This window comes from Pedobacter sp. R20-19 (assembly GCF_000708265.2).
GTDB lineage: Bacteria > Bacteroidota > Bacteroidia > Sphingobacteriales > Sphingobacteriaceae > Pedobacter.
The window spans coordinates 470,704-495,048 of sequence record NZ_JCKI01000003.1 but is presented as its reverse complement, the minus strand read 5'-3'; the positions used below and the strand labels follow the sequence as shown (position 1 = coordinate 495,048).

The window sequence follows — 24,345 nt, the reverse complement described above, 5'->3', positions numbered from 1 at the left end:
TATTAACCTCTGCCGCCTCTTGATGGTCTTCCGCCGCCACCGCCGCCGCCATATGAACCGCCGCCACCGCTACTACCTCTGCTTGTTGGAGGTGGAGAATAAGTTGGTCTGCTCTCAGTTCTCTGAGGTTGTGGTGCATAATTTTCATTTCTACCTGGTCTACTGTAATTTGCATCAGGTCTTGAATAACCATTTGGTTGTCCGTTCACCTGACTTCTGGTAGGTCTTCCTGCATTATAATTTGGAGCGTATCCTTGTCTTGATGCACCATTTTGAGGAGCAACGCCTGATCTGTTTGGTCTGCCCATATTGCCACCACCGTTAGCGTTACCATAGCCTCTGCTATTCATGGTATTACCAGGTCTGGCTCTGTAACTATTGTTGCCAGTGTAAACACCGCCACCATAGTAACCACCGCCATAGCCCCAGCCTCCGCCGTACCAGCCACCGCCCCAGCCCAAGCGATCATAATAAGAATATGGTCCCCAGTTATTCCAGCCAAAGTTGTTCCAGCCAAATCCCATGTTGCCATAGTAGAAAGGATTATTCCATATGCTGCCGTAACCAAATCCTATTCCGAAACCACCGCCCCAGCCACCTAAGCCGTAACCACTACTCCAGCCTAAACCACCATAACCTAAATAATTGGTTGCACCGTAAGAATTACCGTATGAAAAATTGTCGTAGTAAGGATCGTAGTATCCACGCCAGCTGGTACCGTTAGAAAAGCGATTAATCCGGGAAGAATAATCCATATCATAATAAGGATTGCTGGTTCCGTAGTATTCATCGTAACCTTCCTGGCTCTGGTCGTTGTTTTGATCCTGAGCATACTGTTGCTGAGGAACAATCTCAACCTCTCTGGCTTTTGCCACAGTATTATAAACATCATCAGCCTGGCTGGTTGTAGCCAATTTGGATGTTGAGCATGATGCCACCAGCCCTGCGGCGGCTATCATAACAATGGGTAAAAATTTAGTTGGTTTCATCGTGTCTATATTCAGTTGTGTGTATTCAATTAACAATAATAAATAACTTTACAATCTCCTGCAGTACTATTTATAGAATCAATCACATGTTATTATAATAGCCTGTCATACATAATCGTTTTGTAGGCATAAATTTATAAATTTGTGATCTAATTTCACATTATTTAACATACAAATTACGTTCCAATAACATAACATGAGCAAAGAAATTACAAGTAGAGAAGCAGATTATTCACAATGGTACAATGATATCGTATTAAAGGCCGACCTTGCCGAGCACTCAGCAGTTAGAGGATGTATGGTTATAAAGCCCAATGGCTATGCCATATGGGAAAAAATGCAGGCTGTACTCGATAAAATGTTCAAAGACACCGGGCATAGTAATGCGTATTTTCCCTTATTCATACCTAAGTCATTTTTTTCAAAGGAAGCCTCTCACGTAGAGGGATTTGCCACTGAATGCGCAGTTGTTACACACTACCGTTTAAAAAATGATGGCAATGGCAACATTGTTGTAGATGAAACTGCCAAATTAGAAGAAGAGTTAATTGTACGTCCAACATCAGAGACTATCATTTGGAATACTTATAAAGGTTGGATTCAGTCTTATCGCGATCTACCGATTTTAATTAACCAATGGGCAAATGTAGTACGTTGGGAAATGAGAACGCGTTTATTTTTACGCACCGCAGAGTTTTTATGGCAAGAGGGGCATACTGCTCATGCTACTGCGGAGGAAGCTATTGAGGAAACGGAACGCATGTTGCATATTTATGCAGATTTTGCTGAAAACTGGTTGGCTGTACCTGTAGTGAGGGGTCGGAAATCCCCAAACGAAAGATTTGCGGGAGCTCTTGATACTTATTGTATAGAAGCCTTAATGCAGGATGGTAAAGCTTTACAGGCTGGAACCTCTCACTTTTTAGGTCAAAATTTCGCAAAGGCCTTCGATGTAAAATTTACGGGTAAAGATGGTAAGCTTGATCATGTTTGGGCAACCTCATGGGGTGTTTCTACGCGATTGATGGGCGCATTAATTATGGCACATAGTGATGATTCAGGATTAATTATTCCACCAAAACTGGCTCCAATCCAGGTGGTTATTGTTCCAATTTATAAGGGTGAAGAAGATTTGGCTAAGATTACTGCCTATGTTAATGAACTAACCATGCGTTTGAAAGGTTTGGGCGTTTCAGTAAAATATGATGATCGGGATACGCAACGTCCGGGTTTTAAATTTGCCGATTATGAATTGAAGGGGGTGCCGGTTCGTATTGCAATTGGTGGTAGAGATCTCGAAAATAAAACAGTTGAAATTGCCAGAAGAGATACCAAGCTAAAGCAAACAGTTCCGCAGGAAGGACTGGACATTTATATCATCAAATTATTAGAAGATATTCAAACCAGTATGTTCAATAAAGCATTGGCTTACCGGGATGCACATATTACTGAAGCCAATTCTTACCAGGAATTAAAAGACTTACTGGATACCAAAGCTGGTTTTATTTCTGCCCATTGGGATGGTACGCCTGAAACAGAGCAGAAAATTAAAGAAGAAACAAAAGCAACCATCCGTTGTATTCCTTTAGATAATAAGCTAGAAGATGGCGTTTGTATTTATTCAGGCAAACCATCTATACAAAGGGTATTATTTGCAAGAGCGTATTAGGAGAAGCTTGAGCTGAGAGTCTAGAGTCCTAAGTCTGGAGTCATGAGTTAAAGTCTGGTGTATTTTAAAGTTATAATTAATAAGGAGCTAGTGCGTTTTACCCATCACTAGTTCAAATCTATTTAAGAAATGAAATTCGGAACAAAAGCAATACATGCAGGTCAGGAACCTGATCCAACAACGGGCGCTGTAATGACGCCTATATATCAAACTTCTACTTACTGGCAAAAATCGCCGGGTGATAATAAGGGTTATGAATATTCAAGGGGAACAAACCCAACCCGTAAGGCTTTAGAAGATTGTCTTGCCGCATTGGAGAACGCTAAATATGGTTTAGCCTTTTCAAGTGGTATGGGCGCTACTGATGCAGTATTAAAACTGCTTCAGCCGGGTGATGAAGTAATTACGGGAAATGATTTGTATGGTGGATCTTATAGAATATTTACGAAAATATTTTCCAAATATGGTATCAAGTTTCATTTTCTGGATCTTTCCAAACCAGAAAATATGCTGCCTTATATTAACGATAAAACGAAATTGGTATGGATTGAAACGCCTACAAATCCAACCATGCAAATTATTGATATTGAAGGTGTAGCAAAAATTACAAAGGAGAAGAATTTAATTCTTACCGTTGACAATACCTTTGCTTCTCCATATTTACAGAATCCGATTGATTTAGGAGCAGATATTGTGATGCACTCGGTTACCAAATATATTGGCGGGCATTCTGATGTTGTAATGGGCGCTTTAGTAACAAGCGATGAGCAACTCTATAAAGATTTATGGTTTATTTATAATGCTTGTGGTGCAACTCCTGGTCCTCAGGATTCATTTCTGGTTTTAAGAGGAATTAAAACCTTGCATTTACGAATGAAAGCCCATTGCGAAAATGGGGAGCGCATTGCCCACTTTTTAAAAAAACACCCCAAAGTAGATAAAATTTACTGGCCAGGTTTTGAAGATCATCCCAACCATGATATCGCGAAGAAACAAATGCGTGGTTTTGGAGGAATGATTTCCATTACGCTCAAGGGAGCTGATTTGCAGGAAACTTTCAGAATTTCGTCCAACTTTAAAGTATTTACGCTTGCAGAATCTCTCGGTGGTGTAGAATCTCTAATTAATCATCCTGCTACAATGACACATGGTTCTATACCTAAGGCAGAACGTGAAAAGGTAGGTGTTACTGATAATTTACTTCGCTTAAGTGTTGGTGTAGAAGATATAGAAGATCTTTTAGAGGATCTTGGTAACGCGCTGGCATAGCTTATTATGGGCAAATGATATTTCATTTGCCCAATTATATTCCATTATATAATCGGGTTAAAAGCATCAGCTTTATCTTAACTTATACTTTTTTTAAGATTTGTAATTCAGTGTATTGTGTATCCGGGTGATTGATATTTGACTTCCCCGATATTTCCACTTATTTAAAATAAATGCAATTTTTAGAACTGAAGAACTTCCTTGATCATAAAGTTGAACAATATAATTGCGTAGACTTTATATCAAATGATCCAATCTGCATACCACATCTCTTTAAAAAAAAGCAAGACGTTGAAATAGCTGGTTTTTTTGCGGCTATACTGGCATGGGGGCAGCGTAAAACCATCATCAATAAGTGTAAAGATTTATTAAGCCGTATGGATAATGCGCCTTACGATTTTATGATGAACCACAGTGATGAAGATTTGAAAGGTTTACTGAATTTTAAGCACCGAACATTTAACGATACAGATTTACTTTATTTTACCTCATTTTTTAAAAAGCATTATCAGCAACATGATAGCTTGGAACAGGCATTTTTAATTCCCGAAAAGGGAGATGATGCGGTTTTAGTTTTGGAAAAGGCTCAGTCTGAAAAGTATTTATCTATTGAAGATTCATTAAATCATTTCAGATCTTACTTTTTCTCTTTGGAGGATTTTCCACATCGCACCAAAAAGCATATTTCATCACCACAACAAAAATCTACCTGCAAGCGATTAAATATGTTTTTACGCTGGATGGTTAGAAACGACTGTAATGGGGTAGATTTTGGTATCTGGGAAACACTTCAGCCTTCAGCTCTGATTTGCCCTTGTGATGTTCATGTTGATCGGGTAGGACGTTTATTGGGCCTAATTAATCGAAAACAAACAGATTGGTTAACTGCAGTAGAACTTACAGATCATTTAAAACAATTTGATGCGAATGACCCCGTTAAATATGATTTTGCCTTATTCGGGTTAGGAGTAGAAAAGATTCTTTAATTTTTTATAAAATTGAGAAATGTCAATGAAAAAATTCTTTTCTTTGGGGTAATCTTGCAGTTTTACATGTACATTCAGTGAGTTTTTTGCCAGTTACCTTAGTTGTTTATATATGATTGCTGTGAATTTATCTGAAGAGGACAGATGGAAAAAATTTAATAATGTTTCTCCATTAATAGCTATTTTCAAAAAATACCATCCTTTAAATGAGGAAATTGAACAGCATATTAATCGGCAAACATTTCCGGTAAGCTATAAAAAAAATAAATTTATAGTATCACCATTAGATCGGAATAAATATTTATTTCTGATTATTAAGGGCATTGTTAGGGGTTTTATAAAAGATGGCAACTTAGAAATTACCACTTGGATTTCAAAAGAAAATGAAATTGTTGGCACTATCCGTAACCTTTGGGTAGATAGCGAATCAGAAGAATATCTCCAGGCTTTGGAAGATGTTGATCTGATAGCTATTCCACATGAATTAACAGAATACTTATTTGAAAATTTCGAGGAAGCCAATATTGTAGGGCGAAAAATTATGGAATTGTATTATCGTTCTGCTGAAGAACGAGCATACCTTTGTAGAATTTCATCTGCCGAAAAAAGATACAAGCGCTTTCTGATTTCTTTTCCAGATCTTATTCATCGGGTTTCCTTAAAACATATTGCTTCTTTCTTAGCAATTCGTTTGGAAACGCTGAGTAGGATAAGAGCAAAAATTTAAATTTATAGATGGAAAATTTTTTATTTCAAATCAATTAACATTTTTATAGTTTAAACATGTTTCAATATTAATAGTAAGCAAACTTATAAATCAGTGCAATAAAGGCTGAAATAAAAATTGTATCACCGTTAATGGTTAATTGATAAAGCATTTGAATGTAAATTAATGGTAAAAAACATATATAAATATTCGGCGTATTTGATTATTAATGTAACAACGTTTTCATTCATGCGTACAATTATATCCGATGGTTTAATTTTTTTATTCTTAGTTTATAATATTATATTTATAAAATATAAGTAGAATTTATTTGTCTATAGTATTTTAAAAGAGTATATATGATATAAATTACAATTTTGATAATAAAGTTGTTTCTACGTTATATAACAATACGCTCTAAAAACCTAAATCATCCCCAATTTTCAATCCTGTATTTTTTAAATTTAACGTATTATTACATTTAATCGATTTAGTATTGTATATAAGATACGTTTAACGATTTAGTAAATGAGGCAAGATTTTTATAGCTTAAACGTTTATTAAGAAGTTTGAAAAATGAGTAAATTCTTTTTTTATGAAAAAAATGTAAAAATGATGAAAATTGTATAATAATATTTACATTTGAAATGTCTTAAAAATAGTCTTTTTTTGAAATGAATAGACTACGAATTAATGCAAAACTGATAACTTTAATAATATTAATAACTATATAACACACAATGAAACCAAAAAATAATGGAAGTGCCTTTTCTGTACTTATAGCTGACGATCATGAAATTGTTCGTAGGGGATTAAAAAACTTAATATCTGACTTCTGGTCTGGTGTAGAAATTATTCATGCTTCTACGATGGAAGAAGCGCTGGTTGAGTCTCAAAAATCACCTAGCTTAACTATTATTGACGTCAACTTGCCAGGAGGTAACAATTTAAAAGTAATTGATCAGATTAAATCGGTGCAACCGGCTGCGAAAATTTTGGTATTCTCTTCTTTGAATGAGAATATTTATGCTGTTCCTTATTTAAAATCGGGAGCATCAGGATACTTGACAAAAAATGCAGAGGAATCAGAAATTGTAACTGCTATCACCACCATTTTGGCTGGAAGTCGTTACTCAAGCAGAAACGTAAAAGAAAATATGTTCAACAGCATTTTAGGAAATGATGCCGATAATCCATTTACTAAATTATCTGGTAGAGAACTCGAAGTTGCAGAGCTTTTAACAAAAGGAATAGGTGTTTTAGAGATTTCTAATCAGCTTAAACTTCAAATGGGTACAGTTAGTACTTATAAGCTTAGGTTGTTTCAAAAGCTTAAAATTAAGAGCATTATTGAACTTGCTGAGAAAATGAGTATTTATGAAAAATAGAAAGAGGAAAACTCTTTCTATTTTTTATTTCTTTGTTCTTTTGCCGTGCCAACACCGTCTTCATCATTAGATTCATTAGGAGTATCACCAGATTGTCCGTATTTTTCTGATGCGCCTTTTCCGTTTTGATCAAAAGTTGCTTTCTCTTTAGCGGTGCCTTTTGTTTTATTATCCGTGTTTTCTTTATCTTTTGTATTCATTTTAGTTATTTTTATAATCTTTTAATAGTTTAACAAGTAAAAAGCATCAATAGTTTTATCATATTTTAACATCAGAGATATTGTTATTCTCTTTTTAAGATTATTTGTGCATATTTTTGTAAATTTCGAGGGTATATGGTCAGTTTGCTATATGATTTCTCATACATAATAAATATTTTTGTTAGGACAATTAAATTATTGCAACATATGTCATCCCAAATTATCAATCCACCATCTCGGGTATGTCCTATATGCCCATCCTGCAAGAACCCAGAAACATCCAGGGTGCCAAGAGGTTTTATTTTTAAAGTGCTCATGCCATTTGTTCCGGTAAAGCATTTTAAATGTTATAGATGTTTTAAAAAGTTTTATGTCTTTACCAGGTAAGTGAATTTCTTGATTTCAGTCATTGAGTAAATTTTTATATTTAAAAGATAATTTGATTTAAAATAATATTATCACGCCAAACTGATCTCATACAATCCTGTTACTGATTAAGTTAATTTCGGCATCCTGTATTTTATTAAATGCTATTCTCTAGATGACGATTGCTTACTTTCATCTATATAATTACCAATTAAAAATAAATTTATTTTTAATTGGTAAATAATTTATACAAAAAGATACATTTTAAAGATTTGGAAATATTCTGAATATCTCTAAAAAAAGATTTGATAATTATCAAAAATCTTCATTTTTTGTATATTTAATTACACAAAATAAACAAGATAATTAAGATTGATTTCTGATATTTGCGGCCTTATTGGTATGCAAAGATATAGATAGTAGAAAAGTTCACTGTTAATCTTTATTTAACAATATGCAGGTATAAACTGTGCCTGAAAATATCATCAAACAATGCATCATTTTATTGCTGCGATTTAAACGTTGTGTCCCTGTATGTTTAAAACTTTATTTAGTTTACGTATTTACGTATATCAAAGTTTTATGTTTAACAATTATAAGACAAAGAAGTTTGCTAATTGTTTTACCAAAATTGCTTTTATTTTTATTCTCTTTATTACGCATGCTGTAAATGCGTTTTCACAATTTACCATTACGGAAAACTTTAGGGGATCTGGATCTCCACAAGTGATTATAGGAGGCCCTGGTGGAATAGATGGTACAGCAATTTTAACTTCAGGAATAGTAGATCCGCTTGGGGCAGGATGGTTACGTTTAACCAATTCTACCGTTAACCAACGTGGTTATGCCTATGTAGATAAGTCGTTTCCTTCAACATTGGGGGTATTAATCGATTTTGAATATAAAATGTGGCGTAATGCGGCTAACACTGAACATAATTATAATGGGGGAGACGGCATTTCTGTGTTCTTATTTGACGCTACACAACCTTTCAGGTTAGGCGGCTTTGGGGGGTCTTTAGGTTATGCACCCAATATTCAGTCAAATCCTCCTGTTCTGGATGGCTTAGCTGGTGGTTATATCAGTGTAGGTTTGGATGCATTTGGAAATTATGGAAATGCCATTGAAGGTAGAAACGGTGGGTTTGGGACGAGTGAAACGGCTAATACTGTAGTTGTTCGGGGTATTACCACATCAAATAGAACAGAGAACACTGTTGATGGTATACTACCCACCAATAGATTTTTAAGTGGTGTACGTTTAGGAGATAGAAATGGTACAATTGGAGATATCAGATTAAGGAATGAAATTGATTACAATATTGGTACAGGACCAGGAAATTCATTTTCGGATATCAGACCCACCGATGATCAATTTTTTAGAAGAGTACAAATTGAAATAAAGCCTGAAGCTGGTCAATACCGGGTAATTGTGAGAATGGCAAAATCTACAGATGGTTCATTAGTAGAATTAATCAATTATTTATCACCTGATGTGCCACCAGCAACTTTGAAGATGGGTTTCGCTGCATCTAGTGGTGGCGCTTTCAACTATCATGAGATCCGGAATTTACTGGTAACTACACCAGGTAATATCAGGGTTGTGAAACGAGCCAACCGTGATATTCTTCAGGCAGGTACAAATAATGAGGTGACTTACACACTGGATGTAATCAATGATACCAATGCTGCATTAACTAATGTGCAATTTGATGATCAATTGACGGATGCTAAAGGTACTCCGCTAGCCAACGGCGCATTTACCATTAACAGTATTACCCCAACCGGATTTACAAGTTCTAATTTTACACCTGCCAGCCCAAACACCAGCGGAAAGATCGTCGGAAGTTTTAATATTGCTGCAAACGCAGCTGCAAAAATTGTCGTTTCAGGATCACTCAATGCTATTCCAACCGGTAATGTGCTTAGCAATACGGTTAATATTACCACTACTGATATTCAGGATGAAGATTTAAATAATAATACGTCAGTTGTTAATATTCCTGTTCAGGCAACTGGTACAGATGCAATAATAGATAAAACGGCTGATCGTTATTGTTTGAATACTGCTGGTAATACAACAACAACTTTTACCATGAGGGCTGGCAATGTTGGTACAGGGCCAATGGAAAATCTTTCCAGTATTGCTATTGGTAATCATTTAGTCATTACAAAAACTATTCCGTCGGGATATAGCTTTACTGCAGGTGCCAATGTGGGGTGGGATATTTCACAATCAGGATCTACAGTAACTTACATCAGTAATCAGCCCATTGATGTTCTAGGTGGCAGGTACTATAACTTTCCGATTACTTATACCTTAACGGGGGCTGGAAATTATAATGATGAATCAAAAATTGCTTACCGCAATTATAATTCGGCAAGCACTTTTAATAATATTGAACCACCTGAAAATACATCAAATAATACAAGTACCACCTGGCTTTCTACACCCGTAAATCCAACAATTATTAGCAGTCCTGTGGTATATTGTCAGGGTACTGTTGCATCATCACTTACATCTGCTGTTGCTAGTCCGCCTTCAGGCAATACTTTATTATGGTATACCAGTATAAATGGAACTTCGAGTATTAATGCTCCGATTCCAGGCACATCAATAGTGGGGAGTACAACCTATTATGTTACCCAAACCAATGGAAGTTGTGAAAGTGATAAAGTTCCGATTGTAGTTACGATAACTCCTGCGCTAACAGCAGGTACGATTTCCGGTGATCAGATATTTTGTACAACAGGAGATCCTATTCCTTTTACACAGTCTCCCCCGTTAGGAGGATCTGGTAGCTATGATTATCAATGGCAGTCCTCTACCACTAGTGCAACCGCAAACTTTATAGATATTTCAGGAGCCAATTCAGCTATTTATGATGCTCCGGTTGTAAATCAAACTACCTATTTCAGAAGGTTGGATGGTAGTAAGGGAAGTGGATGCGATCGTATAGCAACAAACGTATTAACCATTACTATACAATCTGTTTTAAGTAATAATATCATCACCCCACCTTCAATTACGGCATTCTGTGCAAGTGGCGATCCTGGAATAATTACAGGTGCTGTACCTGTTGATGGTTCAGGAAACTTTAATTATCAATGGCAGTCTAGTTTGGATAATTTGAATTTTACCAACATTAATGGGGCTACTCAGATTTCTTATGATCCGGGTGTGCTTACCACTACTACCTATTTTCGCAGGCAGGTGACTTCCGGAAGTTGCACCATTCCCACAGTAAGTGGAGTTGTGGAGATTACAATTAATGCTTTACCAGCTGTTTATAATGTTACCGGAGGAGGTGCTTATTGTGCTGGCTCTGCAGGTGTAACAATTGGTTTATCAAGCTCAGAGGTGGGCGCAAGCTATCAACTTCAGCATGCTGGTGTTAATATAGGGAATCCGGTTTCTGGAAATGGCTCTGCCATTTCATTTGGTAACCAAACCATACCTGGGATTTATACGATAGTAGCCACCAGTTCTAACATGCCAGCCTGTATACAGTTCATGAATGGCAGTGTAACAATTAGCATCACTAATAAACCACTTGCAAATACCTATACGGTAAGTACCAATGAAGATGTCGTCTTAAATGGGAATGCACTCACAACAGACCCCGATGGAGATAATTTGTTTTATACAAAGGCTACCGATCCTGCTCATGGAACCGTTACAGTTTCGGAGACTGGTACCTATAGTTATGTGCCCGGATTAAATTATAATGGAACTGATTTCTTTACGGTTTTGGTAAACGACAATGTCTGTGGAACTTCTCTGGTGACCGTTAATATTACTGTGGTTCCTGTAAATGATGCACCTGCATTTAAAAAAGGTAGCAATCAGCTGGTTAATGCAAATTCTGGCTTACAAACCATAACTGGTTGGGCCTCAGAAATTGATGCTGGTCCGGCAAATGAATCGGCGCAGGTTGTTGATTTTATTACTACTAATAATAACAATGCTTTATTTAGTATTCAGCCAACCATAACTCCTAACGGAAGTTTAATCTTTATGCCTTCAGGTAACTTTGCCGGCAAAGCAATTGTATCGGCGTCTATTCATGATAATGGTGGTAAAGAAAACGGAGGGGTTGATCAAAGTCAGGTGCAAACTTTCATCATTGAGGTGAAACCTGTTGGCGTAACTGACGATATTACAACATTGGCAAATACGCCAGTTATTACTGACGTAAAGGCAAATGATGGTGCAACAGCTATTAATAGTACGGTTATGGTTACCAATGGTAGCCATGGCTTAACATCTGTAGATGCTTTAGGTAAAATAACTTATACTCCAAATAGCGGGTATACTGGAACAGATACTTATACGTATACCCTTACCACGGCTGATGGTGTGGTGAGTGATCCAATATCAGTTAAGGTTGTTATTTATCCAACAGTGGTATTATCAGGCCCTATTTTAGTAAATGAGAATGCAAGGACTGTTAATTATACGGTCACCCTATCCGGAACAGCAGGCACGGTTCTCGCATCGCCGGTTTCTGTAGTTACCGGAATTATTAATGGCACTACAAACTCTGCTGATTATACTTTCAACTCACAAACACTTACATTTCCTGCAGGTACAATCATAGGGCAACCTGGTAGCACCCTCACTTTTCAGGTAGGTATTAATGATGATGGCATAAATGAAGATGATGAAAATTATACCATCATCATTCAAAATCTAAGTGGTCCGGCTACCCTTGGAAATGCGGCTGTACGCACTACTATTCTGGATAATCGCCCGATTGTTGCTTCTATAAAGGCAGGAAATGATGGGAATGAAAATGGTACTATCAATGGAACATTTATCATTACATTAAGCAAGCCATCTGCTACCAATACTGTGATCAGTTATACTTTAAGTGGTACAGCAAAAGAAGGAGAAGATTATAGTCCAGTGGTTAAAAAAGTTACAATCCCGGCGGGTGAAACTTCATCATTGATTCAGATTCCGGTACTTGAAGATGGGTTAATTGAAGGAAACGAAACCGTAATTGCAACCCTGACTACTTCAAATAATCCGTCACTGTTGATTATTCCTGCATCTGCAACCATCAACATCATTGACGGAACAACCGGAACAGTTAGCGTAGCTGGAACAAAGGATGGTGCAGAACCATCAACTCCCGGACAATTTACCTTTACACTCAGTCATGCTGCTACAACGGACACTAAAATAAACTTTGTGGTATCCGGAACAGCAACTGCAGGATTAGATTATACTTTGTTAGGTTCTTCAATTATTATCCCGGCAGGTGCAACCTCAGTAACTTTAAATGTAACCGTACTGGATGATAACCTTAATGAAGGAAATGAAACAGTTATTTTAACCCTGAATAGTGCAACTGATAATCCACGCATTACCGCGATAACAATACCTGCTGTGGTTAATATCAGAGACAACCGGGCTCCGGTAGCAAGTGCTCCGGGAGTGACCACGACAGAAAACACACCAGTTAATGGTGTCATCACAGCATCAGATATAGATGGCGACGTATTGGTGTTTAATATTTCAGCAGCACCGGTTCACGGAACAGTGATTTTAAGTAACGGTACCTATGTTTATACACCGGCAGCAGGATATATTGGTGTAGATTCATTTACTGTTACAGTGAGTGATGGTAAAGGTGGTGTAGCTACCGTAACGATTCCGGTAATAGTAACCCCTACAAATATATCTGCCAGCAGCTCTATCGCATTAATTAAAACAGCGGTATGGAACGGCAATCAAATCACTTATACGTTTCTGATTAAAAATACAGGAGCGCTCACCTTAAACAGTTTGACCTTAACTGATACCAGGCTGGGTATTGATAATAAGATGATTGCAGTTGCAGGCGGTCTGTTACCCGGCGCAACAGTAACTGATGTAGCCGTTTATACCATCACACAAGCTGATAAAGATTTGGGTACGGTAACTAACACAGCAACCATTAATGCAAAAACAGCTGGTGGTGCCAATGTAAGTGATGTTTCTGGTACACAGGAAAATAATGACACACCTACAGTAACCAGTTTTCCTAAATCACCCAAAGCGGTTGATGATACCGGTGTGAGTATAGCAAATGCATCGGTAACCATTAATATTCTGTTAAACGACAATGCCGGAAGTTCAACTTTTATGAAGTCAAGCATTGAAATCGTAAGTCAGCCTAAAAATGGTCGTATTGTAATAAATGCAGATGGTACAATAACCTTTATACCTCATACAGGCTTTACAGGTAGTGATACCTTTACTTATAGGGTGAAAGATGCTAACGGATACTATACCAATATCGCATCGGTAGTGATCACGGTTAGTTTCATAGCACTTAAAATTCCAAATCTGTTTACGCCAAATGGTGATGGTATTAATGATGCATTTGAAATTATTGGACTAAACCAATATCAAACAAATGAACTGCAAATCATTAATCGCTGGGGTAATGAAGTCTTCCACGCAAAGGGATACCTAAATAACTGGACTGGCGAAGGCTTAAATGAAGGCACATATTATTACTTATTGCGGGTTAAAAAAGCCGGAAGTGATGAAGTAGAAGTGTTCAAGGGATACATTACATTAATCAGAGCATTTAAAAACTAGAAAATGGCTTTTAAGGAGTTATTCCTAAAACAGGATGACTTCTCTTGAAGATATTAAGATGATGAAAAAAATATTATTTTTAATTGGTTGTTATGTTTTATTGCTGTCTCAACGTTCAGCTGCTCAGCAGGATGCACAATACAGTCAATACATGTTTAACGGGATTTATATCAATCCTGCTTATGCCGGATACAAAGAGGTATTGAATATACATAGCTTTTATCGCAGTCAATGGACGGGTATTAACGGATCACCCCGCAGTATGTCATTAGCTATCGATGCCACTGCAAATAATGGTAATGTAGGTCTTGCCCTTCAGGTTTCAAGTGATCAGTTAGGTGCACAAACCAATTTGGGTATTTATGGTAATTATGCTTATCGCATCCGGTTGAATGATGATGGAAGTTCAAGGATGGCACTTGGTTTAGGTGTAGGAATGGTGCAATTGGGTATTGATGGATCAATGCTTAATCCAAACAATCCTGAACCCTTTCAACCGATTGGTGTACAAAGTACAATTATTCCTGACGCCAGAGCCGGAGTGTATTTTGCAAATGATCGTTATTATGCAGGCTTCTCTGCAGATAACCTAATTGCCACTTATATCAATATTGACCGTTATGCTTTCATTCCACAACCTAAACCACATTATTATTTAACGGCGGGAGCATTATTTCCGCTTTCTGAGGATTTTCAAATCAAGCCATCATTTTTGCTTAAAGACGACCGTGGCGGGCCTACCAGTTTAGACCTGAATGCATTTTTAATGATTAAAGAAGTTTTATGGGTAGGAGGTTCTTATCGTACAGGCGTAAAAATTTATGATAAAAGTTATCTTCAAAAAGACCTTAGCCAAAGAAATTCAGCAGTTGCATCTGTTCAAATCTTTCCTTCTGAAAGGTTGAGGATTGGTTATGGTTATGATTTTTCCATCGGTGCTTTACAAGGCTACAGCGGGGGCACACATGAAATATCAATTGCTTATTCCTTTATCAAGCCAAACATCAGGTTGGCCACACCGAGGGTATTTTAATGTAATCGATTATTAAAGGAATTATGCTGCTATTATAATGAAGAAAAAACTACAAAGAATATGTTTCTCTGCCTGTTGCGTACTGGCTTTATCGGGTTCTGTAAATGCCCAATATATATTAAAAACCGCAGATCATCAGTTTGAGTTATTTAACTATGCTAAGGCTATTGATTTATATGAACAAGCTTTTAGAAAAAAAGAAAGTTTGCATACAGCAGAGCGCTTGGCCAATGCATATGAATTAATAAACAATTATAAACAGGCCGAAAGCTGGTATGCCATTGCTACGAAAATGCCTGCCAGCAATCCAGAAAATCTATTGGGTTATGCGAAGGCACTTCAAAGCAATTCGAAATACAGGGAAGCCAAAGTGCAATATAAAGCCTATATCGAGGCTGGTAAAGATATTTCTGAAAAACAGGCAAATGTTTGGCTAGCCTCTTGTGATTCGGCTTTGAAATGGATGAAGCGGCCTAAACAAATTGAAATAATTGATCAGAAAGAGCTAAATAGTCAGCAATCTGACTGGGGATCAGTTGAGTACAATGGTGGCATTGTATTTACATCAGATCGAACGAGGTTTAGTTCCGGGCATACAGGACAATCTCCATTTTTAAGGTTTGACGGTACCAGAATGCCTGATCAAAAAATCTATGGCTGGACAGGTAATGGTTATCTAAAATTATATATGAAAGCTTCTTCTGCAGATAGCTTAAAATTATTTCCATTGCAAACCGGTGCTAGTTATCATGTTGGATCAACCACTTTTACAGCTGATGGAAATACGATGTACTTTACGATGACAAAGATTCCGGAGTATTTGAAGCGGATAAATAATAAACCAAGTACGGTGAACGTGTCTATCTACAGCAGTGTAAAAGATGCAGGTGGCCATTGGGGTGCACCGGAAGCTTTTGCCTACAATTCTATAAACGAATATTCCGTTGGTGATCCTTTTATTTCAGGCGATGGCACAAGCCTCTATTTTTCTTCAAATAAACCAGGTGGAAAAGGGGGAACGGACATTTATGTTTGCTTGAAAAATGATGCAGGTAAATGGGGTAGCCCAATTAACCTGGAGCAAATTAATACAGCAGGTAATGAACGTAGCCCTTTTCTTGCTGCCAGGAATAGCTTGTATTTTGCAAGTGATGGCCATGTAGGAATGGGAGGGCTGGATATTTTCCGTACGTTAAAGAACAGTGCAGGTATCTGGCAGGTTGAAAATCTGGGCTATCCTTTTAACTCGCCGCAAGATGATTTTGCCTTTAGTTTAAATGAAAAGAATGGTGTAGCGTATCTGTCATCAAACCGTTCAAATGGAATGGGTAATGACGATATTTATCTGCTTGATCTGAAGTCTGTTCACACTATTGAACTAACAGGAAAGGTTTATAACCAAAAAACCAAACAACCTGTTGCAGGTGCATTAGTTACCTTGGAAAAAATTGACGGTGGAGGTTCAAAAGTAGAAACAGATGATCGTGGTGAATATAAATTTAGTTTATCAGCTAAGTCAGCCTATACCGTATCAGCAGAGGCCACTAACTTTCGTACTGATGCCGTAAAACTGGGCAACATGTATGCTGAAAAGGCACAAACAATTATTCAGGACTTGTATCTGGAGCCTATAGAACTGAACAAAGAGATCAGATTAGAAAATATTTATTACGATTTTGATAAATGGAATATTCGTGCTGATGCGGCCATTGAACTGGATGCACTTGTTAAAGTAATGAAAGACAATCCAACCATCTGGATCGAAATTGACTCGCATACCGATAGCCGTGGGCATGATGCGTTTAATTTAAAATTATCGCAAAAACGTGCTGAATCTGCCGTGGAGTATATTATTTCCAAGGGTATAGATAAAAACAGGATCGAAGCAAAAGGCTATGGAGAAACACGGTTAATCAATTCATGTGCCAACGGGATAATTTGTAGCGAGGCTGATCATCAACGTAACAGACGAACCGAATTTAAAATTGTTAAACAATAACGGCTACATCAGGTTCCTTCTGTAAGTAAATAATTTTTTAATGCGCTGGTAGAAATATCAGCGCATTTTTTTTGGTCAAAAATTAACCATCAAAACTTATTTACTAATTGGTATCTGTTAGGTAATCTACTGGGTATGATTTAAATGGCGAGGATATTCTTAAATAATTTAAGCTAAAAATGTTAGTATTTTGTTGGTAATTCAATTGAATTTTAAAATATAAAAACTAAATATATTAGTATTTTTGTTTAATGTGTTGCTATAAAATTTAAACTGATGAGAGATGACGGACAAGGATAAAAAAATTATTCACATGGATCAGGACGCTTTTTTTGTGTCGGTAGAATTAAAGAAGAATCCTAAACTTATAGGCAAGCCTGTTGTTGTGGGTGGAAATTCTGATCGGGGAGTGGTTACTTCCTGTAGTTATGAAGCCAGGAAATTTGGTGTGCACGCGGCAATGCCTGGTAGGATGGCAAAACAGCTTTGTCCACAGGCCATTTTTGTGAAAGGGAACATGGATGATTATTCAAAGGCCTCGCATGAGATTACGGAAATTATTTCTGAACGAGTTCCACTGTTTGAAAAGGCCAGTATTGATGAACATTATATCGATATGACCGGGATGGATAAGTTTTTTGGCTGTATGAAGTTTGCTTCCGAACTGCGGCAAACCATTATCAGAGAAACCGGTTTACCCATTTCGTTTGGTTTATCCGTAAATAAAACGGTTTCGAAAATTGTAACCAATGAGTGTAAACCTAATGGTGAAATGGAGATTCCCTTTCCTGGGGTTCAACCATTCTTAAATCCGCTGGCGGTTTATAAAATACCTGGAATAGGTGATGCCACACATAAAAAACTGAGTGAAATGGGCGTGCGTAAAGTACAGACCTTAGCCGAAATTCCTCAAGAGCTGATGTTCAAAATTTTAGGCCAGCATGGCTTAGGCATCTGGCAAAAAGCAAACGGAATTGATCTTTCTCCTGTTGTTCCCTATCGTGAAAGAAAATCTATTGGCACACAAACCACCTTTGAAAACGATAGTATGGATATTTCAAAAATGAAGGCCATACTAAGTGGAATGGTAACTAATTTAACCTATGAACTAAGGAGCCAGCAAAAATTAACCGCCTGCATTACCGTTACCATCCGTTATTCTAATTTTGAAACCGTAACCCAGCAAGCACGGATTCCATATACAGCACTTGATTCCTTTTTGATTAATAAAGCGCATGATCTGTTTAAAAAACTCTATGCTAAAAGAATGTTGCTGCGCTTAATCGGGGTTAAGCTTTCACACCTCGTAAGTGGTTTTGAACAGATTGGACTGTACCATACTTCGGAAGAAGAGTACGATTTGTATCAGGCAATGGATAAGGTTAGAAATCATTATGGAATTGAATCAATAGTTAAAGCCTGCATTGTAAAGCGGCCTGAACGGGATGAGTATGGAAAGGTTATTAAGTATAACCCACGGAAAAAGAAGCTTGATAAGCAATCAGAAGGAGAAGCCGAACAAGTTGAAGAACGGAAAAAGTCAAGAATCAGAACTTTTATCAATGCTGATTTAGGTACAGCTACAAAGCTGGATGGATAAAAAATTTGCGAAGTTTCAAAGGCTGTAAGCATGGCAGAACTTCGCCCGATACTAAATATTAAAGGCTTGATATAATTTTAGATCTGAATTTATTATTTGCTCACTAGGATTAACAATACGAATTATAAACAAGAATAATTAGATGGATAGACTGACGAAGTTAACCCTGTACTCCATGCCATCAAAACTTCGTAAGTCGGGTGGCTAACTTGCAAAGTTTCAAAGGCTGTAAGCATGGCAGAACTTCGCCAGTTTTAAACGATAAAGTTGACAACTATTAACAGAAAACTAAAATGTTTCTAAATGTACATTCTTCCTATAGCCTGAAATATGGAACAATGAATATCCCAGCCATTGTTTCGAAGGCCCGTGCTTTGGGCATCCATCAAATGGTGCTAACTGATATTAACAATTCTACCGGAGCAATCGAATTTATCCGTGAATGTTACAAGCAAGGCATTGCCAAAGAGCCCGATGAAGTACAAGCCGGAAATATTCCATACCATTTAAAACCAATTGCTGGGATTGAGTTTCGAAAAGACGGTCAGCTGTTATATATCGGTATTGCAAAAAATAAAGAAGGAATGCGGGAGCTTAACGAGTTTTTAAGTACTCATAATGTTGAAGATCAGGTCCTACCAAATGATGCACCTGCTTTTGAAAATGCCTTCATTATTTATCCGTTTACCAAAAGTTTCAATAGGGTTTTAAAGGCAAATGAGTTTATTGGGATTAAGAGCAGTCAGTTAAACGGGTTATACAAACATGATTTATTGCATCAAAAAGAAAAACTGGTGGTTTGGCATCCCGTTACGGTAGGTAGTAAAGTAGAACATCGTTTGCACGAGTATTTAAGGGCAATTGAACTGAATACCTTATTGAGCATGGTGGATGATAATTCAAAATGTGATCCCGATGAAGTTTTGATTCCAGAGGAAGCACTCCAATCAAAATTTGAAGCCTTTCCTTTTATTATTGATAATACCCAAAAGTTAATAGATGCCTGTGATTTGAGTATTTATTTTGAGCCTCAGGTAAAATCCAAAAACAGATACGCCTATACGAAAGAAGGTGAAATGTTCGATCGTACCTTACTCAGGCGAATTGCTTATAAGGGTTTGGTTTACCGTTATGGAAATAATCATCCCGTTGCCAGAGAAAGGATGGAGAAGGAGTTAAGTATCATTGAGTTTAAAAACTATTGTGCGTATTTTTTAATTACTTTTGATATTGTTCGCTATGCCATGGGGCGGTGTAAATTTTACCACGTGGGCAGAGGTTCTGGTGCCAATAGCATTGTAGCGTATTGCCTGCGGATTACGGATGTAGATCCCATCGATCTTGATTTATATTTTGAGCGTTTTTTGCATGAAAAACGTACAAGTCCGCCAGATTTTGATATCGATTTTGCATGGGATGAGCGGGAGACCATTCAGCGTTATATTTTTAATAAGTACCCTAAGTGGCATGTTGCCTTTTTAGGAACGATGAGCACTTTTAAAGACCGTGCAATTATTAGGGAAATTGGAAAGGTTTTAGGTTTACCAAAAGAAGAGATTGATACCTTTACTGATCCTACAAAAGAACGTGAAAACCAGCAGAATTTAACTTATCAGAAGTTACTGGCGGTTCATCATCATATGAGAAGTATGCCCAATCAGCGCTCTATTCATGCAGGAGGAATCTTAATTTCTGATGAACCCATCACTTATTACACCGCACTTGATTTGCCGCCGAAGGGTTTTGTAACCGTTCAATGGGATATGTATGAAGCAGAAGCTATTGGTTATGAAAAGTTTGATGTGTTAAGTCAGCGGGGAATAGGGCATATCCGTGAAGCCGTTCAACTCATTAAAAAAAATCAAAATAAGGAGATTGATATTCACGATTTTAAGACATTTAAACACGACCCTCAATTAAATGCAATCCTTCGCGAAGGGCAACCCGTGGGCTGTTTTTATATTGAATCGCCAGCCATGCGGCAATTGCTGAAAAAATTAAAGTGCGAAGATTACCTGACATTGGTGGCAGCCAGTTCGATCATTCGTCCCGGCGTGGCCAGTTCAGGCATGATGAAATCTTTTATTGAACGTTATCATGCTCCAGATAAGGTAGTTTACCTCTGCAAGGAAATGGAAGAACAGCTGAAGGAGACCTATGGCGTAATGGTTTACCAGGAAGATGTAATTAAAGTTTGCCATTATTTTGCTGGCCTGGATTTGGCTGATGCCGATGTGTTGAGAAAGGCCATGAGCGGAAAGTATCGTTCAAAGCTTGCCTTTGAAGAACTGGTTAACAAGTTTTTTCAATCTGCCAGGGTTCAGGGGCATTCTGAAGAGCTGATTACAGAGGTTTGGCGACAAATTTCTTCCTTTGCAGGTTATAGTTTTTCAAAAGCACACTCCGCCTCATTTGCTGTAGAAAGTTATCAGAGTTTATACCTTAAAACTTATTATCCAAAAGAGTTTATGGTGGCCGTTTTAAATAACTATGGTGGCTTTTATAGTCGTTGGGTTTATGTTCATGAGTTACAAAAAACAGGCGCAAAGGTTTATCTCCCCTGCGTAAACCATAGTGATGAAGTGGTAAACATCAATGGTAACGAAGCCTATCTTGGTTTTATGTCGGTACAAGGTTTGGAAAATAAAATGATTGAACGGATTCCGCAGGAGCGACGGAGAAATGGCCCTTTTAAAGATCTGGAGCAATTTGTAAAGCGGACTCAGATCACTTTAGAACAAGCCATTTTGTTAATCCGGCTGGGTGCGTTAAGGTTTACCGGGAAAGACAAAAAAACATTGCTTTGGGAGATCTATAATTACCTGGGCCATAAACAAAAGCGAATAGATTCGGCTGAGTTATTTAATCTCGAAAGCAAAGAATACGTGCTGCCAACATTAGAAAACTCTGCACTGGAAGATGCTTATGTAGAACTGGAATTATTGGGGTATCCACTAAACTTTAATATGTTCGATTTTTTGAAAACAAGTTATCGAGGTGAGGTAATGGCGGCAGATTTAAGTAAACATGTGGGAAAAACAGTGCGTATGGTGGGGAATTACGTTTGTGAAAAAACGGTGCATACCATTAAAAATACTAAAATGTGGTTTGGTACTTTTCTGGATGTAAAGGGTGATTTTTTTGACACTACTCATTTCCCGAATACAACTCCCATGTATCCCTTTGCAGGAAAAGGTTGTTATTTGATTTTAGGTAAGATAGTAGAAGATTTTGGCTTCCCAAGCGTGGAAGTTTTAAAGTTTGCCAAGCTGGATATTATGATGAATCCGGTAGCTGCTGATTAATCATGAGCCGAATAGGATGGTTAATCGGCTCATGAATTGGCTATTTTTTGAGCCGAATAGCAAAAATAGCTACTTCTTTATAAGGCGATAAAGATTTATAGGTTTTGCCTGATAATTTTTAAATTTGTACATTAGTTATAAAAATCATATCAAAATGGAAACTTACCTTGTACATCCTGATAAAATACAAGAGAAAGCTTTAAAGGCCTTTCTTGAGGCTTTGGAAGTTCCTTATGAAATCAGGAAAGATGATGCTCTGCCTGCACATGTTATATTTGGAATAAAAAAAGGACAGGAAGATATTAAAAAAGGGAAAAGTTTTTCATTAGCAGAATTCAAAGAGAAAATCTCAATTATTTGATTGGATTGCCTGTCATCATATCAGAAACGGCCTACTTAACTTTTGAGTCGATTTGTGATCAGGTGCAAGACCAATTAGGGGAGAAAGCACTTAATGATTTCAAAAAAAATACTATAAAAACACTTGAGTTAATCAGCGAATCACCTTTCTTTTATAAGCAGACAGCACTTGATCCGAATGTAAGGCAGGGATTAATTAAAAAAAATATCCTCTGTGTTTTATGAAGTTAAGTCAGATAGGATAGAAATACTTTTCTTCTGGGATAACCGGCAAGAGCCAATGTTTTATCGTTAAAAGTTCTTGTTGTAATGTAGTATAGAAAGTCGATTTGATAAGTAAATAATATAAATAGGTCAACTTCTATAAAATTTCAAAGCCTGTACAGATTTCTATCTTTAAATGAGTTAAATATTGTTTTAGCTACTTTATATCAAATAACAAATGATTCACATCAAAGCAGAAATAGAACGTTTTGAACAGATGGGCGAAAAAACAGGCTGGAGTTACGTCTTTATTCCTGCTGCCATAGCAAATGAAATTAAGCCTGATTATAAAGTATCTTTCAGGGTGAAAGGGAAAATCGATGATTTTGATATTGCCGGAGTAGCGACCATACCAATGGGGGAGGGCGATTTTATTATTGCTATTAACGCCATAATCCGTAAAAAAATAAGAAAGGAAGCTGGTGCCAAAGTGGAATTATGGCTTGAAGAAGATAAAGATTTTAAAATTGAAATGCCGGCAGATCTGGAAGTATGCCTGGCTGAAGATGAAAGGCTGCTCACTTGTTTCCTTCAGCAACCTAAATCACATCAAAACTATTTTATTAGATGGATTAATGATGCCAAAACGGAAACCACACGTACGAAAAGATTAATCATGACAGTTAATGCAATGGAAAAGCAACAGGATTATGGTACAATGATTCGGGAAAGTAAACGGAGTTTGGAGTTGTGAGTCCTAAATCAGCTAACCCCTAACCCCCTAACCAATACTAACCCACACTAACCTCTTCTTTAACTACTAACCTTTCCTCTTATAATCCCTAAACCAGCTGCTTACTTTCATCTGTATTACGCCCAAAAAGGCCTCACGGAAAATACGTGTACTCATTTTTGATGTGCCTTCCGTTCTATCGGTGAAGATAATTGGTACCTCTACCACGTTAAATCCAAATTTAATAGCTGTAAATTTCATTTCAATTTGAAAGGCATAACCCACAAATCGAATTTTATCTAAGGGGATGGTTTCCAATACCAATCTGCGGTAACATTTAAAACCAGCAGTAGCATCCTGAATGTTGATCCTGGTGATAAAACGAACATACATCGAGGCAAAGTACGACATTAAAACCCTGCCCATGGGCCAGTTTACTACATTTACACCTTTCACATACCTCGATCCGATGGCAACATCTGCACCATTAACACAGGCATCACGCAAACGAGCCAAGTCATCTGGATTATGAGAAAAATCGGCATCCATTTCAAAAATAAACTGATAGTCTTTTTGTAGTGCCCAGTTAAAACCGTAAATATATGCAGTGCCCAAGCCTTGTTTGCCAGCACGTTCTACTATAAATAAATGTCCGTCATATTCAGCCTGAAGCGATTTTACAATATCTGCAGTTCCGTCAGGAGAACCATCATCAATAATCAAAACATGAAAAGGTTGATTTAATGAAAATACCTTCCGGATAATCCTTTCAATATTCTCCTTTTCATTGTAGGTAGGAATGATTACTAAACTGTCTGACACTTTTGTTCTGGGTTTATATGATTGCATTTTAAGTTAAAAAAATCTAATTTTAACTTTAGAGGGCGAAAGTAAATATTATAAATCAAAAAACCGTATCAACAGTGCTGATACGGTTTAAAATC

15 protein-coding genes are annotated in these 24,345 nt (G+C 37.2%); 12 read left to right on the top strand and 3 right to left on the bottom strand.

The genetic code is table 11. The features are described 5' to 3' along the window. Positions 1–2: 2 nt before the first annotated feature. Positions 3–989, bottom strand: a complete 987-nt coding sequence (locus AN34_RS09725) for a hypothetical protein (protein ID WP_029284758.1) — start codon at positions 987–989, stop codon at positions 3–5. Between the two features lie 196 nt (positions 990–1,185). Between AN34_RS09725 and proS the strand changes: the two genes are divergently transcribed. The 5 genes from proS to AN34_RS09700 all read left to right on the top strand — a co-directional run bounded on the left by proS (position 1,186) and on the right by AN34_RS09700 (position 7,007). Continuing rightward, positions 1,186–2,658, top strand: a complete 1,473-nt coding sequence (gene proS, locus AN34_RS09720) for a proline--tRNA ligase (protein WP_029284756.1) — start codon at positions 1,186–1,188, stop codon at positions 2,656–2,658. 129 nt (positions 2,659–2,787) lie between these two features. After that, positions 2,788–3,927 (top strand): cystathionine gamma-synthase, encoded by a 1,140-nt coding sequence (locus AN34_RS09715; RefSeq protein WP_029284754.1) that lies wholly within the window; start codon positions 2,788–2,790, stop codon positions 3,925–3,927. A gap of 173 nt (positions 3,928–4,100) precedes the next feature. Then, positions 4,101–4,913 carry a TIGR02757 family protein gene (locus tag AN34_RS09710; RefSeq protein ID WP_029284752.1) on the top strand — a complete coding sequence of 271 codons (813 nt, stop codon included), beginning with the start codon at positions 4,101–4,103 and terminating at the stop codon, positions 4,911–4,913. Between the two features lie 112 nt (positions 4,914–5,025). Next, the gene (locus tag AN34_RS09705) at positions 5,026–5,640 is read left to right on the top strand and encodes a Crp/Fnr family transcriptional regulator (RefSeq protein WP_029284750.1); all 615 of its coding nucleotides are present in this window, start codon (positions 5,026–5,028) and stop codon (positions 5,638–5,640) included. Positions 5,641–6,359: 719 nt separating this feature from the next. After that, positions 6,360–7,007 (top strand): response regulator transcription factor, encoded by a 648-nt coding sequence (locus AN34_RS09700; RefSeq protein ID WP_029284748.1) that lies wholly within the window; start codon positions 6,360–6,362, stop codon positions 7,005–7,007. 17 nt (positions 7,008–7,024) lie between these two features. Here AN34_RS09700 and AN34_RS09695 read toward each other — a convergent pair whose 3' ends face one another. Further along, positions 7,025–7,207 (bottom strand): hypothetical protein, encoded by a 183-nt coding sequence (locus tag AN34_RS09695; protein ID WP_029284746.1) that lies wholly within the window; start codon positions 7,205–7,207, stop codon positions 7,025–7,027. 900 nt (positions 7,208–8,107) lie between these two features. On the opposite strand from AN34_RS09695, the gene AN34_RS09685 reads away from it, so the two are divergent. From AN34_RS09685 to AN34_RS09650, 7 genes are all read left to right on the top strand, one after another. Beyond that, positions 8,108–14,167, top strand: a complete 6,060-nt coding sequence (locus AN34_RS09685) for an Ig-like domain-containing protein (protein WP_051666405.1) — start codon at positions 8,108–8,110, stop codon at positions 14,165–14,167. 58 nt (positions 14,168–14,225) lie between these two features. Beyond that, complete coding sequence (locus AN34_RS09680; protein ID WP_231625522.1) at positions 14,226–15,200, top strand: type IX secretion system membrane protein PorP/SprF; 975 nt, start codon at positions 14,226–14,228, stop codon at positions 15,198–15,200. A gap of 37 nt (positions 15,201–15,237) precedes the next feature. Continuing rightward, positions 15,238–17,199, top strand: a complete 1,962-nt coding sequence (locus AN34_RS09675; RefSeq protein ID WP_029284738.1) for an OmpA family protein — start codon at positions 15,238–15,240, stop codon at positions 17,197–17,199. Positions 17,200–17,482: 283 nt separating this feature from the next. After that, on the top strand, positions 17,483–18,799 hold the full coding sequence (dinB, locus tag AN34_RS09670) for a DNA polymerase IV (protein WP_029284736.1): 1,317 nt from the start codon (positions 17,483–17,485) through the stop codon (positions 18,797–18,799). Between the two features lie 293 nt (positions 18,800–19,092). Then, the gene (dnaE, locus tag AN34_RS09665) at positions 19,093–22,104 is read left to right on the top strand and encodes a DNA polymerase III subunit alpha (protein ID WP_029284735.1); all 3,012 of its coding nucleotides are present in this window, start codon (positions 19,093–19,095) and stop codon (positions 22,102–22,104) included. A gap of 154 nt (positions 22,105–22,258) precedes the next feature. Further along, entirely contained in the window at positions 22,259–22,465 is a 207-nt protein-coding gene (locus tag AN34_RS09660) for a DUF2683 family protein (RefSeq protein WP_029284733.1), read from the top strand. Positions 22,466–22,906: 441 nt separating this feature from the next. Beyond that, positions 22,907–23,422 (top strand): YdeI/OmpD-associated family protein, encoded by a 516-nt coding sequence (locus tag AN34_RS09650; protein ID WP_029284729.1) that lies wholly within the window; start codon positions 22,907–22,909, stop codon positions 23,420–23,422. A gap of 66 nt (positions 23,423–23,488) precedes the next feature. Here AN34_RS09650 and AN34_RS09645 read toward each other — a convergent pair whose 3' ends face one another. Beyond that, the gene (locus AN34_RS09645; RefSeq protein ID WP_036676946.1) at positions 23,489–24,223 is read right to left on the bottom strand and encodes a polyprenol monophosphomannose synthase; all 735 of its coding nucleotides are present in this window, start codon (positions 24,221–24,223) and stop codon (positions 23,489–23,491) included. Positions 24,224–24,345: the final 122 nt, after the last annotated feature.

Excerpts from the sequence above, each read along its gene's own strand:
- AN34_RS09725 (WP_029284758.1), bottom strand. The coding sequence starts at position 989 with ATGAAACCAACTAAATTTTTACCCATTGTTATGATAGCCGCCGCAGGG.
- proS (WP_029284756.1), top strand. The coding sequence starts at position 1,186 with ATGAGCAAAGAAATTACAAGTAGAGAAGCAGATTATTCACAATGGTAC.
- AN34_RS09715 (WP_029284754.1), top strand. The coding sequence starts at position 2,788 with ATGAAATTCGGAACAAAAGCAATACATGCAGGTCAGGAACCTGATCCA.
- AN34_RS09710 (WP_029284752.1), top strand. The coding sequence starts at position 4,101 with ATGCAATTTTTAGAACTGAAGAACTTCCTTGATCATAAAGTTGAACAA.
- AN34_RS09705 (WP_029284750.1), top strand. The coding sequence starts at position 5,026 with ATGATTGCTGTGAATTTATCTGAAGAGGACAGATGGAAAAAATTTAAT.
- AN34_RS09700 (WP_029284748.1), top strand. The coding sequence starts at position 6,360 with ATGAAACCAAAAAATAATGGAAGTGCCTTTTCTGTACTTATAGCTGAC.
- AN34_RS09695 (WP_029284746.1), bottom strand. The coding sequence starts at position 7,207 with ATGAATACAAAAGATAAAGAAAACACGGATAATAAAACAAAAGGCACC.
- AN34_RS09685 (WP_051666405.1), top strand. The coding sequence starts at position 8,108 with ATGTTTAAAACTTTATTTAGTTTACGTATTTACGTATATCAAAGTTTT.
- AN34_RS09680 (WP_231625522.1), top strand. The coding sequence starts at position 14,226 with ATGATGAAAAAAATATTATTTTTAATTGGTTGTTATGTTTTATTGCTG.
- AN34_RS09675 (WP_029284738.1), top strand. The coding sequence starts at position 15,238 with ATGAAGAAAAAACTACAAAGAATATGTTTCTCTGCCTGTTGCGTACTG.
- dinB (WP_029284736.1), top strand. The coding sequence starts at position 17,483 with ATGACGGACAAGGATAAAAAAATTATTCACATGGATCAGGACGCTTTT.
- dnaE (WP_029284735.1), top strand. The coding sequence starts at position 19,093 with ATGTTTCTAAATGTACATTCTTCCTATAGCCTGAAATATGGAACAATG.
- AN34_RS09660 (WP_029284733.1), top strand. The coding sequence starts at position 22,259 with ATGGAAACTTACCTTGTACATCCTGATAAAATACAAGAGAAAGCTTTA.
- AN34_RS09650 (WP_029284729.1), top strand. The coding sequence starts at position 22,907 with ATGATTCACATCAAAGCAGAAATAGAACGTTTTGAACAGATGGGCGAA.